Annotated in this window: 20 protein-coding genes; 12 read left to right on the forward strand and 8 right to left on the reverse strand. The window is 53.3% G+C overall.

The window, feature by feature from the left end; translation table 11 throughout:
- Position 1: 1 nt before the first annotated feature.
- Both G5168_RS05470 and G5168_RS05475 read right to left on the reverse strand, forming a co-directional pair.
- Complete coding sequence (locus tag G5168_RS05470) at positions 2–1105, reverse strand: ParB N-terminal domain-containing protein (protein ID WP_421251931.1); 1104 nt, start codon at positions 1103–1105, stop codon at positions 2–4.
- Between the two features lie 27 nt (positions 1106–1132).
- Positions 1133–1816: a LexA family protein gene (locus tag G5168_RS05475; protein WP_411652007.1), complete on the reverse strand. Its 684-nt coding sequence runs from the start codon at positions 1814–1816 to the stop codon at positions 1133–1135.
- Positions 1817–1949: 133 nt separating this feature from the next.
- Here G5168_RS05475 and G5168_RS05480 point away from each other — a divergent pair, with 133 nt between their 5' ends.
- From G5168_RS05480 to G5168_RS05525, 10 genes are all read left to right on the forward strand, one after another.
- On the forward strand, positions 1950–2135 hold the full coding sequence (locus G5168_RS05480; protein WP_024943319.1) for a Cro/CI family transcriptional regulator: 186 nt from the start codon (positions 1950–1952) through the stop codon (positions 2133–2135).
- Positions 2136–2146: 11 nt separating this feature from the next.
- The gene (locus tag G5168_RS05485) at positions 2147–2434 is read left to right on the forward strand and encodes a hypothetical protein (RefSeq protein ID WP_421251932.1); all 288 of its coding nucleotides are present in this window, start codon (positions 2147–2149) and stop codon (positions 2432–2434) included.
- 27 nt (positions 2435–2461) lie between these two features.
- Complete coding sequence (locus G5168_RS05490; RefSeq protein ID WP_421251933.1) at positions 2462–2971, forward strand: phage regulatory CII family protein; 510 nt, start codon at positions 2462–2464, stop codon at positions 2969–2971.
- Positions 2972–2981: 10 nt separating this feature from the next.
- Positions 2982–3440 (forward strand): hypothetical protein, encoded by a 459-nt coding sequence (locus G5168_RS05495; protein WP_139460778.1) that lies wholly within the window; start codon positions 2982–2984, stop codon positions 3438–3440.
- A 65-nt stretch (positions 3441–3505) separates the two neighbouring features.
- Complete coding sequence (locus tag G5168_RS05500; RefSeq protein ID WP_041213699.1) at positions 3506–3694, forward strand: hypothetical protein; 189 nt, start codon at positions 3506–3508, stop codon at positions 3692–3694.
- Between the two features lie 2 nt (positions 3695–3696).
- Positions 3697–3957: a helix-turn-helix domain-containing protein gene (locus tag G5168_RS05505; protein ID WP_421251934.1), complete on the forward strand. Its 261-nt coding sequence runs from the start codon at positions 3697–3699 to the stop codon at positions 3955–3957.
- On the forward strand, positions 3954–4151 hold the full coding sequence (locus G5168_RS05510; RefSeq protein WP_075115567.1) for a hypothetical protein: 198 nt from the start codon (positions 3954–3956) through the stop codon (positions 4149–4151). The genes G5168_RS05505 and G5168_RS05510 overlap by 4 nt, the downstream gene beginning before the upstream one ends.
- Complete coding sequence (locus G5168_RS05515) at positions 4148–4597, forward strand: hypothetical protein (protein ID WP_421251935.1); 450 nt, start codon at positions 4148–4150, stop codon at positions 4595–4597. Before G5168_RS05510 ends, G5168_RS05515 begins: the two co-directional genes overlap by 4 nt.
- On the forward strand, positions 4594–4839 hold the full coding sequence (locus G5168_RS05520; protein ID WP_108612204.1) for a hypothetical protein: 246 nt from the start codon (positions 4594–4596) through the stop codon (positions 4837–4839). Before G5168_RS05515 ends, G5168_RS05520 begins: the two co-directional genes overlap by 4 nt.
- Before the next feature lie 3 nt (positions 4840–4842).
- Entirely contained in the window at positions 4843–7092 is a 2250-nt protein-coding gene (locus G5168_RS05525; RefSeq protein WP_421251936.1) for a replication endonuclease, read from the forward strand.
- 208 nt (positions 7093–7300) lie between these two features.
- On the opposite strand, the gene G5168_RS05530 is transcribed toward G5168_RS05525, so the two are convergent.
- From G5168_RS05530 to G5168_RS05555, 6 genes are all read right to left on the reverse strand, one after another.
- Complete coding sequence (locus G5168_RS05530) at positions 7301–8533, reverse strand: MFS transporter (RefSeq protein WP_421251937.1); 1233 nt, start codon at positions 8531–8533, stop codon at positions 7301–7303.
- On the reverse strand, positions 8523–8924 hold the full coding sequence (locus G5168_RS05535; protein WP_258721758.1) for a carboxymuconolactone decarboxylase family protein: 402 nt from the start codon (positions 8922–8924) through the stop codon (positions 8523–8525). The genes G5168_RS05530 and G5168_RS05535 overlap by 11 nt, the downstream gene beginning before the upstream one ends.
- Positions 8911–9891, reverse strand: a complete 981-nt coding sequence (locus G5168_RS05540) for an aKG-HExxH-type peptide beta-hydroxylase (RefSeq protein ID WP_421251938.1) — start codon at positions 9889–9891, stop codon at positions 8911–8913. The genes G5168_RS05535 and G5168_RS05540 overlap by 14 nt, the downstream gene beginning before the upstream one ends.
- 442 nt (positions 9892–10333) lie before the next feature.
- On the reverse strand, positions 10334–10585 hold the full coding sequence (locus G5168_RS05545; protein WP_181497356.1) for an ogr/Delta-like zinc finger family protein: 252 nt from the start codon (positions 10583–10585) through the stop codon (positions 10334–10336).
- 58 nt (positions 10586–10643) lie between these two features.
- A complete protein-coding gene (locus G5168_RS05550) occupies positions 10644–11657 on the reverse strand; it encodes a phage portal protein (protein WP_421251939.1) in 1014 nt (337 codons plus the stop codon).
- Positions 11654–13465, reverse strand: a complete 1812-nt coding sequence (locus tag G5168_RS05555) for a terminase large subunit domain-containing protein (RefSeq protein ID WP_421251940.1) — start codon at positions 13463–13465, stop codon at positions 11654–11656. The genes G5168_RS05550 and G5168_RS05555 overlap by 4 nt, the downstream gene beginning before the upstream one ends.
- 173 nt (positions 13466–13638) lie before the next feature.
- On the opposite strand from G5168_RS05555, the gene G5168_RS05560 reads away from it, so the two are divergent.
- Both G5168_RS05560 and G5168_RS05565 read left to right on the forward strand, forming a co-directional pair.
- Positions 13639–14511 carry a GPO family capsid scaffolding protein gene (locus G5168_RS05560; RefSeq protein WP_421251941.1) on the forward strand — a complete coding sequence of 291 codons (873 nt, stop codon included), beginning with the start codon at positions 13639–13641 and terminating at the stop codon, positions 14509–14511.
- A gap of 9 nt (positions 14512–14520) precedes the next feature.
- On the forward strand, positions 14521–15618 hold the full coding sequence (locus G5168_RS05565) for a phage major capsid protein, P2 family (RefSeq protein WP_421251942.1): 1098 nt from the start codon (positions 14521–14523) through the stop codon (positions 15616–15618).
- The last annotated feature ends 3 nt before the right edge of the window (positions 15619–15621 follow it).

Here is a 15621-nt window from a genome sequence, read left to right on the forward strand (position 1 = left end):
ATCATTCCTCGCTTTTTTTGCGACGAATAGCTCTTCTCATGGCTAAATCTAGATCTTCAGCCATTGCATATATTCTACCTACTTGATCAATATGAGCCTCATCAAAAACCCTAACATTAGGGAACATGCTATAGGCAGCTTTGACCTTCATCTCTACTTCATTGAGCGCTTTTGAAAACGCAACTGTAGGCCCCTCACTATATATATATGCGAGTTCTAAATTTCCATCTTGTTTAAGAGCTGTGACTGAGTCTTCATTTTTAACTATTGCTGCTAACTTTTTAAGTTGTCTAGATTCACCTAATATAGTGTTCCCTTGTTGGTCTTGGGCATAAATCCAACTAAACAAGTCCTTAGCTTTTTCTCTATTTAATCCTTTTATCTCAATATCAGTTCGGCTTTCCAAGCCGACATATTCTGATATGTCTGTATATGACAGAGCAGTCGTCAACAAACTAAAATCAACATCCTCATCCTTAACATGCTGCAAACCATAAAAACCATGACTTTTTGCATCGTCATAAACAGCAAGACCTGTAAGCATTTGTGCGACATAGCCCTTCTTACTACCGATTTCTTTAGCTATAGCCTTGAGCATTTCTTCATTATCTATATTGTTGAAAAACTCATCTCTCAACTGAGATATGTATCTAGCTTTAGATAGAGAGTCCCATTTCTTAGCACCAGTTATATGTCTATAACCAAGATACCTCAAAATGTCTCTTCTTTGAGGAAAGGCAATACATGGGATTTTTGTCGGAGTATGCTTTGCAGTTTCACGTAATGCTGTAATGGATGGCAATGGGTCCCTTCCAAAAGCTCCCGAAAGGAGTTTTAGTGCAGCAAGACGACGATTCCCCTCAACTACTGTATATCCCCCCTCAGGTCTCACAGCAACTAGTAGTGGCTCGCCATTGAAGTAATTTTGTTCACCTATTGAACCCATCAGTTCTTGAACGTTTTCGTTACTAACCATTCGTTCAACAACTTCAGCCTCTGGTTGATGCTGAGTACCATAAAGCCGTGAGAATCTTGGGTTCTCAGGGTCAAAATGTAGCTCAGATAAATCTATGAGCTCTACATCCTTTTGTTTATTCGTTGTCATAAATAATGTCTCGCATAAGAAAGCCACTTAAATAAAGGAGCGTTTTCTAAATGATCGGTGTTCTACCATTACGCCGATGATTTCGATGTGCTGTCGGTCGGAATGCATGGTGGGGTAATCGTCGTTGAGCGGGACCAGTTCAAACACCTCTTGCCCACTTTCATCGATACCACGGGGTCGATATTTTTTAAAGGTAGCCTCTTCACCACCATTTTTGGCAACCACATAGTCACCAGGGCGCGGCTGCTCGTCAGGGTCAATGATCACCAGATCCCCTTCGTTGAAGAACGGGGTCATGGAGTTGCCACGTAACCAGAGGCCAAACCCACAAGGGCCGATATCGACGCTGGCAGACACATACTCCACATTGCCATCAAAGCCAGTTGCCTGTTCACACATTCCACGCCAGTGGCCAGCCTGAACATAACTAAGAATCGGCACTCGGCTCCCCTGAGGTATCACTGCAGGCTCTACATTAGATACAAATGCCTTTGATGCTTCACCCGGATTACCCTTCCCGGTTAGCAACCATTCAACAGAAACGCCTAAGGCCGCCCCCAAGTCATTGAGATAGCGGCCGCTGGGGGTACTTTCCCCCCTCTCCCATTGGCTGACAGCAACACGTGAGACTCCCACTTTTGCCCCGAGGACATCTTGGCTATAGCCGAGTCTCTTTCTCGTCTGCTTTATACGTTCGCTTACATTAGTCATGTAAGCAATCTTACCACCCACTTTCGTAAGCGTTCTTTTCTTTTTTGGAAAGCATTCATTGCATTTTACATAAACAGAACTTACATTACCTGTCGAAAGCAAAGTTTACATCCTATAGCGAGGATTTTTGGAGATGAAGAAACAGGATGCGATAGACCACTTTGGCGGAGTCACTCAGCTTGCGAACGTACTGGGCTGTTCGTCACAAGCCGTTTCCCAATGGAGAGACACGATCCCTAAAGGCCGCGCTTACCAGCTTGAATTACTTACTGGTGGTCAGCTGAAAGCTAACCCCACTCAATCTCGCCCTGCGCAGTAAGGGTTACCCCTATGCCACCACGTCATATCAACCCTGCCGTTTCGCATGCTCCGCCGGCAGCCGTCAGTGCGATCAATCTTGTGATCTCCCCTGACATTCCACCGCTGATGCCCATCGCCAAGTTCGCAGAGTGGATCGGTGTCTCTGTTGACACTGCTCGCCACTGGGTCAGAACCGGCCGCCTCGATGTCATGGAAAAAACCAGAGGCAACGAGCTGGTGATGGTCAAGGTGCATGTATTCATCGCTAAGCAGATGGCCGGCTCGATGTTAGCGCCCAACTTCAAGCTCGCGAGTTAACCATAACCGGCCAAGGATGAGTTCACTATGTTTGACCTGAGTTCAACCAAACACCCGCACTTCGAGTCCGCCTGTTCGCGCTTTGCCGCCAGCCATTCATTGGCCGAGGTTGCCCGTGCTGCAGGGATTGGTGAGCAGGTACTGCGCAACAAGCTGAACCCGGCACAACCGCACCAACTCACCGCTCGGGAACTGGTGGCCATTTATCACGCCACCGAGGGGGATGAAACCCTGTTCGACGGCCTGTTGTTGGAGTGCGGCCTCACTGCAGTGGCTATTCCCAAGGCTGATCGAGCTCCTTCCCTGCCCCACCAGGCCATCGACCTGAACGCCAAGATCGCCAGCATTGGCCAGCGAGCGCTGGAGCTGACCGACCGCGGCCGGATCACCCGCTCGGAGCGCAACACCTTGGTGAGCGTGGCCACCTCGGCCATGGGGTCACTCGCCATCCTGATCCACGACATTGAGGCCCGCTTTCAGGCGGTGCCGACCCTGGCTTGTGCGTCAGACATCCTGATGCAAACCATGACCATGTAAGGGGGAACCCATGCAAACCCAACACATTGACCATCAACAACGCAATTTGGCTGGCCTGACGCCAGAGGAACAGGTGGCCATGAACACCGCCGGCTGCATGTTGCTGCGCGAGATGTTCGGCAAGAAGCGCTCGAGCCTCGACACCGACTGGCTGGCACTGGGCCAGGCCAAGAAAGCGGCCATCTGTGCCATCGCCCGCCAGCCTCGGGGCGAACTGATGAGCGCCACGCTGTCGGCACTGCCGCATGCGCAGCGCGAGGCGATCCGCCTTGCCGTCATTGCACTGGAGTACCAAAGCGAATTTCGCGGCGGCTGTGACACCAAGGTGTGGCACCCGGCACCGGTCACCAGATCTATCCGGGATATCGAGAGGGAGAAGAAAGAGAGAGCAGCAAAGCTGCGTATGAAACGCGCGGTGCTGGCAGCAAGCCAGATGACCGGGCAAGGCCCACGACCAATTGGGCAATAAAAAGCCCGCATTACGGAGCGGCAACTCCAAGCGGGCCTCTATCAACAACGTATGAGGAAGTCGACATGGCAACTTTAGCGATCCCCTGCGCCCTGCGCAACCTTCGCATCCAACAACGCAAGCTGACGGGCCGTTATGGCGCCCGTCTTAGCCAACACCCGGACGGGGTTGCGCTTATCGAGCGGTCAACCGCACTGGCTTGGGCTTCTCTGTTCAGCCGCATCAACCCCTGCACCACTCAACAAGGAGCCTGACCATGAACGCACAACCAACCCAAATCAACCTGCTCAACCACCATGCCGCCAAGCGCCTGCGCCAGTTGCGGGAGCAGTTGAAGCTGAGCCGCCCCAAGTTTGCCGACCAGCTCGGCATTCCACCCACCACGCTCAAGAACTACGAGCTGGGATACCGCGAGATCGGGGGCGGCCTGTTCTTGCTGATCGCCAACCACCCGGAGCTGAAGCACCACGTCGCTTGGCTGCTGACCGGCATCGCCACGCCGGAGGTGCAGGCATGAGCAAAATCTTCCATCCCGTATCCGAGCAGGAGGCGCTGGCCGAGTTGCCGCGCCTGCGCCAGCGGCTCACAGCCAAAGCACGTCACTCCTCATGCCTCAGAGGAACGGAGGGTAAAACCTTGTTAGCCCAGGCAAAGCGTGCCCTGCGCTGGCACCAACTGTTTCTCAGCATCAACCGGAGGGCCTGCCAATGAGTGACATCATCAAGATTGCCCGCCAGGCGCCCAAGGTGGTCGAGGGGCTGCTGGCCGATATGTTCGCCGCCAATGCCGAAGATAACCGCATCGCCCTGGGCGGGGTTTACTCCGGCCAGCAGTACATCCAGCTGCAGCTGGTTGCGACCAGCAACCCTGCTGATCTGCTCGATGATGACGGCGATGAGGACGATGAAGAATCCGCACCACTCCCCGCTCACAACCAGTTGACCACCCACTGGCTGGCAGCCCGCGCCGAGTTTATCGCCGACGGCGGTGAGGCCAGAGGCGATCGGGATATCCCCCGGGAGCTGCTGGCGCTCGGTGCAGTGCGCTCTGTCTATTGGCTGGCTCTGGGCCAAGGGGCAACTGCGCTAGCCAAAGAGATCGGCGAGTGGTGGCAGGAGTGCGCGCCACTGCATGGGCAAGGTGAGGTGATCAAGTGACTCATCACCTGCAGCAGGAACTGACCAGCCAGATGTATCGCTGGCAAGAGACCTATCGGGAAGACGCAGCGCGGCTGCGTCTTTATCAACGGGAGCTGGCCCATGCGCGCCGGCTACCTGCCCGCCCCCACGTCAGCATCAAGCTGTTGCTGCGCCAGTGTGCGGCCGCCCGTCGAATGAAAACCCATGCCCAGCAGCGCATCAGTGGATGCCTGTTTCGCATCAAGACGTTATCCGCTTAACGCATGACCAAGCTCACCACCCGGCTGCCGCTGTCGAGAAAAACACAGCTGCAGCGCATCAACACCCTTTGCAACTCTCTGCCCGGCGTCAACTTTGACGCCGTTTTCGGCGGACCACGCGGCCAATACGATCTGCTGTGGGCTATCCAGCTGCTCGATGGCCTCTCCCCCGAGTTAACCCGCGACCTGTTCAAGCAGTACGCACGACGCCGCAAGGATTGCAGCTTCACCCATTGCCGGGCGGCCAATATCTGGCTGCGTGAGCGAACCCGCTGGGTGCGCCAGCTGCTCCACTCCATTCCGGTCAACCCGAGGGAGATGCGCGATGAAGATGGCCGCAAGAAGGTGGCCCACCAGTTCGCCAACCAGACCGCAGCCATTTATAAGAACATCGAACAGGGCATTAAAGAAGGCGCCGAACCGGATTTGCTGCAGACCTGGAAGCTGATGCGCCAACCAGCCGACCAGTGGGGCTTTATCGGCAAGATGCCCAAATTCAAATCCGATGAGGTACGGGATAACTGGATCCTGAGCGTGCTGGTGCGCCTGCTCTCCGCCAAGTGGTGGGAGAAACGCGTCAACCGCTGCTGGGATCGGCTGCAGGAGCAGATCAACATTCTGCTCGGCAAGGTACGCAAAGGCGTGTCGGCTTATGTATCGAACGCCACCATGAAGGTGGTGCGCGAACGCAAGCGGGCCATGATGCGCTGGCTGGCCGAGTCGGAAGTGGTCAACGAGCAGTATGACCTGGTCGTGTCCATGAAGGATTGCTGGGAGGCCAGCAACGCCAACCCGGTGAACCGCCGCAACGAAATGATGGTGCGTGCTCGGGGGTTCAATGACTATGCCGAGGAGCAGGGGCATGTGGGGGTCTTCTTCACCTGGACCGCCCCGAGCCGCTTTCATGCCTGGACACAAAAGCACAACGGCAAAGCGGTAGAGAACAAACGCTATCAAGGGGCCACGCCGCGGGAAACCTGCGCCTATCTGGCTAAACTCTGGAGCCGCGCCAGAGCCGCCCTCAAACGGTGGAACGCGCCCGTTTATGGATTTCGCGTGTGCGAGGCTCACCACGACGGCACCCCGCACTGGCACCTGCTGCTATTTATGCGCCCGGAAGATCGCAACCGGGTGATCGGTATCCTGCAACGCTATGCCCTGACCGATGACCACGAAGAGCTGGTACGGGATATCAAGGGCGCCCCACCCTTTACCGACTTTACTCCCCGCTTCGACTGGAAAGAGATAGACCCAGCCAAGGGTGATGCCGCGGGCTATATCGCCAAATACATTGCCAAGAACATCGACGGCGCCTACCTGGACGATGACGAAGAGGCCGGCACCGCCGCCGATGAGGGCGCGCTGCATGCCGTGGCCTGGGCCAGTTGGTGGGGCATTCGCACCTTCCAGCAGATTGGCGGTGCCCCGGTCGGGGTATGGCGCGAACTGCGCCGCATCAGCAACGCCAAGAAGCATGCCGATCTGGTTGGCCCACCCAAGCCCGTGCTGCAAGACCCGCGCTTTGAGGCTGCTCGCTTTGCCGCTGATAACGGCATCTTTCGCTGCTACCTGCACGCCATGGGCGGTGCACTGGCCACCCGTGCCGAACACCCCATCAAGCTGGCCCACCTCATTGAGGAGCAGGCCAACAGCTATGGCGAAGACATCAAACGCCTGATGGGCATTACCTCCGCTCGCCTTGGCATCAAGACCCGCCTGCAAGGGTGGGAAATTGTGCCTGCCGGTACCCATGAAGCCAGGAAAGCCGCCGAGGCTGCAGCGAGGGGGGTTGGGGTTAAGACGGGCGACAGCCCGGCACCTTGGAGCTCTGACAATAACTGTACGCTACCGGATCCTGATGCCTTCGCAGACCAGATCATGAGGGAACAATGGGGGTTATCGCCCTTCTCCATCGACCGTTTACGGGCTGGCGCCAGCATCACGGTGGACGGTTTCACCCTCTGGCTGGAAAACGGCCAGTTGCAGTCAAGCCGAGCGATCCCAAGCGAGCCGGATTGGATACCAGATGGCCGACCGCCAACCGAACTGGACCAGCCGGATGAGTACGCGGTACCGGAAGGCGATCCAGACTGGCCGATGTTGGTTGAGCTGTGCGGTCAAGTCTACCAGGCGCAAGGCCATGGCAGTGCACACCGCTGGATCGATATGCTACCGGAGCCCTATCAGTCAGAGATGTGGCGGGTATTAGAGGGCCTGGATGTACCGGAGTGGATGCAGGGACGAGATATGTGATTCACAGAGAAAGTTTCATTATTAGTAATTTGCACACATCTATTCATGATTAAAATACTAATAACACTCCATTTTGTTGTTAACGGTTTTTCGATAGACAACGTGGTCTAAATTACACATTGTCGCTATAAAGTCATTATGCATTTTATTGAAAACAACTAAAGGCAGGAGGAATTCATAAATAACATCCTCCTGCAACCTTAATAAACTATGCCATGTATGCTTTTGGATAAAGCTTAACATAATGCTCATTCAAGTTATCATTATCCAACTGCGCCACCAATTTAAAATCTTTAGAAAACCAAATGGCAATAGCGGAAATAAAAATCAATACAGCAAAAAGTGCTAGAGCAACATATAGACTACCAGAATTAACTAGCAATGTAGACATAGTCATACCTGCTGGAATAGGTAGTATACATACGGCAAGAAATATTGATTCAAATGCCCCTCTCAGTTCTGAGGGTGTTGCTGAACAACGAATCTTAGTAGTGTTGATGTTATATATAACAACCCCTGAACCAGATAACAAAAGCCCAATAAATAAAGAAAATATGCTGCCAGAATACAAAATCAACAACAAGCTAAACCCGACAATGCTGACGCTCGCAACCGTCGTAACTCTAACGCCAAGCCAGTCATTCAACTTTTTACATAGTACGACACTACCCCAAAGCATACCGATACCAAACATGGCTTCAGATATCCCTATTTCTAAGGCGGTATAGCCATACGTATCTACAATTAATATTGGTGTTATATACATCAAGGTTGGTGTAAGAACAAAATTCGACACAGCCGAGACTATCACCAGAATTCTTTCCACTTTATTTCCAATTAGGGCACTTATTGCCGTCGCATTATTGGCCTTACTAACAAATGATATTTTTTTGTTTGTCTTTACAATAATAAAAACCAATAATGAAATGGCTGTAGATATCATCAATATTCTAGTTGTTTGCTCAAGAGAAAACGCACTAATTACAAATCCAGATATAGCCGCACCCAAGATGGTATTAATTGAATTTACAAAACCTCTAATTCTGAACGCTCGCTCAATATTATTTCCAGCGTATATATCTGGAACAATGCTAGACCCTATTGGTTGAATTGCAATACTAAATAAAGATGTAGCTATATATATAAGACCAAGTTGTAAAGGTTCTTTATCACCAGAAAACTCAAGTGTAAGCAAGCATAATAAACTTGCGAGAGAACAAAATACTGGTATTTTAATTTTTGTAATTTTACTGGCAAAAAAACTCATCAGTATGAGGGTGGACACTTGTAACAGCCAAGAAATTGATATAAACCAACCAAGCTCAACCTTCAGTTGATAATGCTGAATCATAACCCACGCAAGCAATATTCCGAAAGCACGACATGAAGATGTAAAAATAACATCAGCGAACTGATATAAGTAAAAATTTTTATGCTTCATTGTCCTTCCCACTCTGAAATTTTTTCCAGGTCTCATCAAAGATGACTGCAGCATTCATAGCCCTAGTAAAACCAGAAAAAACAGCATTTTGAATAAGAATTTCCTGCATGTCTTCTCTAGAAAACCCAAGCCTATAAGCAGCATAACCTTGGAATGACAGTTGCCTTTCTGCACCTCCAACAGCAATCAAAGCTGATATTGTTGCTATGTGCCGTTCTCTAGTGGTTAAAACTCCTCTCTGATAGGCATCTTGATAAATACTTTTGATCAACCGCTCAACCAGTTCAGGTGCAATCGGGTACAGATCTTCTTGTAAGCGTCTAACAGAATCTCCATTAAACTCTGTCATTAAATCAATCGTTTTTTGGTCAAGAGAGTCAATGAACTTCATCTAATACCGCCTCTATTTCCGCATTGCAATTTTTAATGAAAGTAATTCCTAGAGGTGTGAGGTGACCATGACTAGTTATAACATCATAACAACCTTTGAATTGTTCAACACTTATGTTGAAATGATAAAGCGCTTTAGCATCGCTCGGATTTAACTTTAAGACCCTACTAAAGAAGCAAGCTATTCTATATAAAACAAAGGCAGCATGATAAATTCCATTCATAGTTCTTAAACCAGTCCTAAGCGGAGATGGAAAGCGTTCAGTATCTTTATTTAAAACAATTTCATCGACAGTCATGATTGAAAGCAAAACCTGATGGGCAGACTCGTGAATTATCTTATCCACAAGAAAATACAAGTCCTTAACACAGGTTTCCTTATTTATAAAAACAGTCCCCAACTTATTAAAGTCACTACCAGAATATACGATGTGACCATTGTTTTCATTGGCACTAAAAACAAAAAATTCATCTACAATCTCTTGTATTTCAAGATACAACTCAGGATCTACATCAAGAATTAAACTAAAAGCCTCATCTAAGCCAACCTTAATTAAATCATCATATTCAGACATGACGTCAATATATTGAAAACTATACACATCATCATTTGTTTTTGAAAAAAAATCAAAAACTCCTTCTGGAAGGTTATCCTTTCTACCTATTATCACCTTCTCATTTTTATCTAGCTCAAGTTTTGCGATTAAACTAAAACAGTTCTTAATCCTGTCTAATTCCTGTCTCTCAATCCCTTTGCAGATTTCTTTAACTGCGTAAAATAAAAAACCGCTCGAATATTTTTTTGACTCAGCCAGTGAAATGAATTCTTCAACTTTAAAATATGTGTTCTTATCAAGAACATCATCACAAACATATAATACATACTTTAAAGATGATATCAGATTATCTCGTGTTAATTCTTTTAGCCGCTTAGATTGTACATGGTCTGGTGTATGTGATAGTTGCATTATACTCACCTTTTATTTTAAGTAGATAAGCAACTTGTTGTTGCTTATCTACTTGTACTTTTACTACTTTGTGCCGATCGTCATGATATTAAGGCAGGTTGATTTGTTCTTCAGAGTGATGATTTTTGTAGCATCGAATTTCTTAAGCATTTTGATATCCTTATTAAAATTAAATGTTGCTGAATTGCAACAATTTGAAGTTACCAAATGACCCCAACCAAGATCAACCCTTTTTGTTAAAAAAATGATATCAATGTGTTTCTCGGTTGTTTTGTTGGGCGGAAAATCGGACCTAGGGTCAATAGAGTAGATATCTGAGCCAACAAAAAGTGGTTAATGCTGACAGAAGGTGAACAATAGAAAAAAGGAATCTGCTATCCCACGCAAGGCCAGTGCTGGCGCGGATAGCAGAACCATCCAAATGGAAATAGTTAGGTGGGTACTAACGCGCCCCCAGTCCTTTCAGTACCAACTGCCTTCCCTCTGGCGTCAGTGACCCCATCAGGCTCAGTACCAGCTGATTGGTGGTCTTGGCCGAGGGGCTTAGGGTATGGGCGAACGACAGTGTGGCCACCCAGCTGTGGCCACACTCGGCATCAGTGCACTGGCAGTAGAGATCCGAGACATCATCGCTCAGTCGGTTGGTCTTGGTAATGCGGCCCCGCTGGCCACACACTTTGCAATAAACCCGCATTACGCCCCCTTTTCTATCCAAATCAACAGCCTATCTTGCCATAGCGAACACTGTTTGTTTATACAGTTGAACCGATATTCTCCCGAAAATCGACCCAGAGGGAGCGAGGGAGTCCCGCGCTGTTGATGGCATCCTGGATTAGCTCACACAGCGGCAGCACCTCGTTACGGGCATAGGTCGCATCGTACTTCTCGGGATCCCCTAGCCCTCCCCCGCCATTGGTCGGAATGATACCGGCCAGCGCTGCCGGAAAGCGGTGACTGGTCAATACATCCTGAGCGGTGATCCCCTTGATGGCCGCGAACTCGTCCTTGGTGGCAATATCCCCCACAGGGATCAGCTTGATGCCATCGGGCTTGCCGTCCGGGATGTTGACGAACATGGAGCGGAAATTCCCCACCCCCTTGCTGCTGGCGATCATCTCCTTCATCTCTTCCTCGGTATCGTCGTCCATGTTCGGGTCGGTGGCGTAGAAGATGAAGCCCATGTGGGCGCCGTTGAGGAAGTATTTGCGCCGAAACAGGGTGGCGTCCTGGTTGAGCAAGGCCGACTGCAGGCCACCCAGGTAATCTGGCATGCCATAGACCTGCTGCTCAGGATCGTACTGGGCCAGCCAGATGACATCCTCAGTCCGATATATCAGACTCGGCTTGCCCTGCTGCAGGTAGACAAAGCAGCCATCCTCACGCCGGCGCAGGTAGACGCTGGAAAGCGGATGTAGCCCCACAACTTGGCCAAAGCCATTGCGCAGCTTGAGCAGCCCCGCGTCCCCGAACTGCAGGTAGTTGTGCACGAACGCGGTGATGGTGGCGCGCTGATTGGTAAAGCGCCCCGCCACCATATTGCGGCGCGCCATCAGGATGGCACCGTGGTGAGCGTTGGCCCTGGCCACCTTGGCCAGCCCCTTGCGCTCGATGGGGGGCTGGTAGTACTCGCCATAGGGGTTGTAAAACACCCCGGTGTAATCAGTCATCCAGGCCGTGGGGTCGATGGCCTCCGGCATGCTGAACGCCACCGCGCTCTTTGCTGGAGTGGCCACCCGGGCCGGTTGGGGTTTGTGTCGCTTGGTCATGCTGCCTTTCTCTCCTGGCTGGTTGCCCAGGTGGATTTACGTTTGCGAGTGGTATCGAGCGGCTCGTTGGCCACGGCGTGAGCGATGGCAAAAAACACGTCTGCGTGTCCGGTCACATTGTCCCGAGCTGCCCGGAACGTCATCTGACCGCCGCCGGTGGTGCTGCGCTTGATGGCGAGGAACGCGAGCGGAATATCCCGATCTGCGCTGTTCCACTCGATGCGGTTTGCCTCCACCACGTCGATCATCTTGAGCACCAGCCGCGATTTGCTCTCGATGCTGTAGTTGATGGGGTGGCATATGCCTTTGAAGGTGGGCTTCAAGAGGTCATAGACCCCGGCGCCAATGCCGGAAACATCGACCCCGAGATAGGTGATCCGGAATTTCTTGGCGATGCGCTCGATCTCCTGCGCCTGGTACTGGAAGTTGAGCCCGCGCCAGTAGTGCTTCTCCAGCACTCGAAAGCGCTCACCGGCGACCATCGGCGGTGCGACCACCACCAGAGTGGCGTTGTCGCGAGTACGGCTCGGGTCGTAGCCCAGCCACACCTCGCGCCGGCCAAACGGCTCAGGCCGCCCGGGCTTGTAATCCTCCCACCGGCTGGGGTCTACCCCGGCCCGCTCCATATCCTGGAACTTGAACACCGACAGCGCATCATCGATAAACCGGCACATGTAGAGCCTGTCGAACACCTCCTCCGGGTACTCGTCTTTCAGCTCCTCGATGTCGATGAGGTTACAGCCAAGGCGAATGGCATCCTCGATGGTGATAACGTATCGCCACTGCCGATCCGGGCAGACGCGGCCACCATCGCGCAGGTCATGTTCGCCCGGGAAGTCGATAGCCACCCGGCTCGGGCGTTGCCCCTTCCAGCGCTCCCCGGTCCAGAACCGATAGGCCTCATGCACCTTGCTCGATGGCGTCGAGAAGTAGGTCTTGCGCCAGCGGGATTGAGTCGCCATGGCGCTGGCGACGTCGGAGAGCTTCTCGAAATTGGGGATCCAGAAATACTCGTCGATATAGACGTTGCCGGAGCGGGACTGGGCGCTGTTGGAGTTGGTCGAGCAAAAGTGCAGTTCGGCCCCGTTCGACAGGACGATGGGGTTACCAGTCAGGGTGACGCCGAGGAAGGTCTGGGCAATCTTGCAGATGTAGGAGCGAAACACCTCGGCCTGGGCGCGGGTGGCGGACAGGAATATCTGGTTGCCGCCGGTCAGCACCGCATCTTCCAGCGCCTCGCCGGCGAAGTAGTAGGTCATGCCGATCTGGCGGGATTTGAGGATGTTGCGGGTACGCGGTAGCGTCGGGTCGTTCTTCGCCTCCCGGCAGCGCAACTGATAGCCAAATAGGGTACCCAGCCACTCGGCAAAGTCATCGGCCGTCAGGTGGCTGACCTCGTTCTTGCACTTCTTGCCGCCCTTGCGGCCACCATCCTGGCCACCCCGCCCCCGTGGGGTTCGCTGCGGGGCGGGTTCCTCTCCTACTTCACGTTGGGCCTTGATGGCCTGCTGGCGCTCGGCCCACTTGATGGCCTTCTCTTTGAGGCTGACATGGTGGCCGATAAGTCGGTCCAGTTCGTCCAGCTCAGCGCTGGTTTTCTTCTCCCGCCCGAGCAGCGACTGCACCCGGCGGGCAATGGCATCCTCCACCGCCTCTTCGGTCAGCAGATCGCGCCAACCGTACTTCTCGGCCCAAAAGTAGACCACACGGCAGGAGTTGAGCCCCAGTTCGTCCTTGATCTCCTGGGGTGTCCATCGTTTAAGGTAGAGTCCCCGCGCGGCATTGCGGATCTCTTCGGGATACGCCACGGCGCCTCCATCAGGTGAATGATGGCGCCATCATAGCCAGCCCCTCCCCTTGCTTATCTCACTGATGTTCCACGCAATTCGGATATCTGCCAGATCCGAATCGCCACGAACACAACTGGATGAAACCCCCTTGCTGACCCGATAGCCTGACCCCGCATCTATTGGGAGCAGGCATGAACGAATCAACCTTGAGAACTGGCTGGGTCTGTATCGCCACCGAAGGCAAAGCGGTGGATGGGCGGGATATTACCCGCGACTGGCTCACCGACATGGCCGAGACCTACGATCCGACCTATTACACCGCCGTCATCTGGCCGGAGCACGACCGCTGGTCCAGCTATGGCACGGTGCAGGCGCTCAAGACCGAAGAGGTGGATGGCAAGCTCAAACTGTTCGCCATCCTCTGCCCGAATCGCGATCTTATCTACTACAACCAGAACGGCCAGTATCAGTTCTGCTCCATCGAACCCTTCGAGAACTTCGCCGATCTGGGGCGTACCTACCTGCTGGGCCTCGGTGTCACCGACGAGCCTGCCAGCACCGGGACCACCCATCTCAAGTTCAGCAACAGCAACAAGGGACAGGCCGTTGGCACCAGCGAGCCGCTGGACCTCTCCATGTTCAAGCTACCCAAGCACGAGAAGGCCGATGGCCTGATCGCCAAGTTTTTCAGCTTCCTGGCCAGCCATGGCGAGCAAGCGCCCACGACTCCCCCCAGCCAACCCGAGGATGAGGAAATGAAACCAGAACAGTTCGATCAGATGCTGGGGGCCCTCAACGGCCTTGGCACCAAGATCGATGCCTTCAGCGCCAAGCTGGACGCCAAACCGGCCACCGACGACACCACCCAACCGGTCACCGAGCCCGCCAAGGTGGACGAGCAACCCGGCATCACCACCGAGCAGTTCAGCAAGCTGGAACAGACCCTAGCCAGCCTGACCGACAAGTTCGGCGAGCTGAACAGCAAGATCGACCAGTTCTCTGTCGAGAAGCCGGGCCAGCGCCCGGGCGCCCTCGGCGGTGACGATACCCCCGCAGTCTATTAAGGAGCGACCGTGAGCCAGACCCTTACCGTCCAGGCCATGCAGCGCCTGGAGCAATACAGCAACGCCCTGGCCAAGGCCTACGGCATCCCCGTCAACGCGCTGGCCAAGCAGTTCAGCGTCACCGGTCCGGTGGAAACCGGCCTGCGCGCTGCGCTGCTCGCCTCCGTCGAGTTCCTCGGCCTTATCACCTGCCTCGACGTAGACCAGATCAAGGGCCAGGTAGTGCAAGTGGGCATCGGCAAGCTGTTTACCGGCCGCAAGAAGGATGGCCGCTTTAACGGCAAGATCGGCGTCGCCGGCAACACCTACGATCTGAACGAGACTGATTCCTGTGCCTCGCTCGACTGGGCCACCCTGTGCGTCTGGGCCAACGCCGGCAGCGAGGGCGAGTTCCTGCGCCTGGTGGGCGATTTCATCAACAAGGCGTTTGCCCTGGACATGCTGCGCGTCGGCTGGAACGGCGTGGAAGCGGCCGACGACACCGACCCGACCGCCCATCCGCTGGGTGAAGACGTCAACAAAGGCTGGCACCAGCTGGCCCGCGAGTGGAACGACGGCAGCCAGATCATCAAGGCCGATGACGGCCAAAAGATTTACTTCGACCCGAACGGCCAGGGGAACTACAAGACCCTGGACGAAATGGCCTCAGACCTTATCAACAACACCATCGATCCGCTGTTTCGCCAGGACCCGCGCCTGGTCGTGCTGGTCGGTACCGATCTGGTGGCCTCGGCTCAAGCCAAGCTCTACAGCGAAGCGACCAAACCGACCGAGCAGATCGCCGCCCAGAAGCTGGCCGAGTCCATCGCCGGGCGCAAGGCCTACATCCCGCCCTTCTTCCCGGGCAAGCGGATGGTGGTCACCACCCTCGACAACCTGCACATCTACACCCAGCGCGGCACCCGCAAGCGCAAGGCCGACGATAACCAGGACAAGAAGTGCTTCGATAACCAGTACTGGCGGATGGAAGGCTACGCCATCGGTGAGTATCTGGCCTATGGCGGCTTTGAAGAGGCCGACATCGAGATTGGTGCCGATCCGGCAGTGGTTGCGGCAGCGGCTGAGGCTGCAGCCAAGAAAAAAGATGCTGCAGAGCAGCAAGGCTAAGCC

This window comes from Aeromonas sp. 600724 (genome assembly GCF_049175135.1).
GTDB classification, from domain to species: Bacteria; Pseudomonadota; Gammaproteobacteria; order Enterobacterales; family Aeromonadaceae; genus Aeromonas; species Aeromonas veronii_A.

Bases quoted from the DNA above. Each gene is read 5' to 3' on its own strand.
- G5168_RS05500 (WP_041213699.1), top strand. From the start codon at position 3,506: ATGGCAACTTTAGCGATCCCCTGCGCCCTGCGCAACCTTCGCATCCAA.
- G5168_RS05525 (WP_421251936.1), top strand. From the start codon at position 4,843: ATGACCAAGCTCACCACCCGGCTGCCGCTGTCGAGAAAAACACAGCTG.
- G5168_RS05535 (WP_258721758.1), bottom strand. From the start codon at position 8,924: ATGAAGTTCATTGACTCTCTTGACCAAAAAACGATTGATTTAATGACA.
- G5168_RS05530 (WP_421251937.1), bottom strand. From the start codon at position 8,533: ATGAAGCATAAAAATTTTTACTTATATCAGTTCGCTGATGTTATTTTT.
- G5168_RS05515 (WP_421251935.1), top strand. From the start codon at position 4,148: ATGAGTGACATCATCAAGATTGCCCGCCAGGCGCCCAAGGTGGTCGAG.
- G5168_RS05495 (WP_139460778.1), top strand. From the start codon at position 2,982: ATGCAAACCCAACACATTGACCATCAACAACGCAATTTGGCTGGCCTG.
- G5168_RS05475 (WP_411652007.1), bottom strand. From the start codon at position 1,816: ATGACTAATGTAAGCGAACGTATAAAGCAGACGAGAAAGAGACTCGGC.
- G5168_RS05560 (WP_421251941.1), top strand. From the start codon at position 13,639: ATGAACGAATCAACCTTGAGAACTGGCTGGGTCTGTATCGCCACCGAA.
- G5168_RS05480 (WP_024943319.1), top strand. From the start codon at position 1,950: ATGAAGAAACAGGATGCGATAGACCACTTTGGCGGAGTCACTCAGCTT.
- G5168_RS05540 (WP_421251938.1), bottom strand. From the start codon at position 9,891: ATGCAACTATCACATACACCAGACCATGTACAATCTAAGCGGCTAAAA.
- G5168_RS05485 (WP_421251932.1), top strand. From the start codon at position 2,147: ATGCCACCACGTCATATCAACCCTGCCGTTTCGCATGCTCCGCCGGCA.
- G5168_RS05505 (WP_421251934.1), top strand. From the start codon at position 3,697: ATGAACGCACAACCAACCCAAATCAACCTGCTCAACCACCATGCCGCC.
- G5168_RS05545 (WP_181497356.1), bottom strand. From the start codon at position 10,585: ATGCGGGTTTATTGCAAAGTGTGTGGCCAGCGGGGCCGCATTACCAAG.
- G5168_RS05550 (WP_421251939.1), bottom strand. From the start codon at position 11,657: ATGACCAAGCGACACAAACCCCAACCGGCCCGGGTGGCCACTCCAGCA.
- G5168_RS05470 (WP_421251931.1), bottom strand. From the start codon at position 1,105: ATGACAACGAATAAACAAAAGGATGTAGAGCTCATAGATTTATCTGAG.
- G5168_RS05490 (WP_421251933.1), top strand. From the start codon at position 2,462: ATGTTTGACCTGAGTTCAACCAAACACCCGCACTTCGAGTCCGCCTGT.
- G5168_RS05510 (WP_075115567.1), top strand. From the start codon at position 3,954: ATGAGCAAAATCTTCCATCCCGTATCCGAGCAGGAGGCGCTGGCCGAG.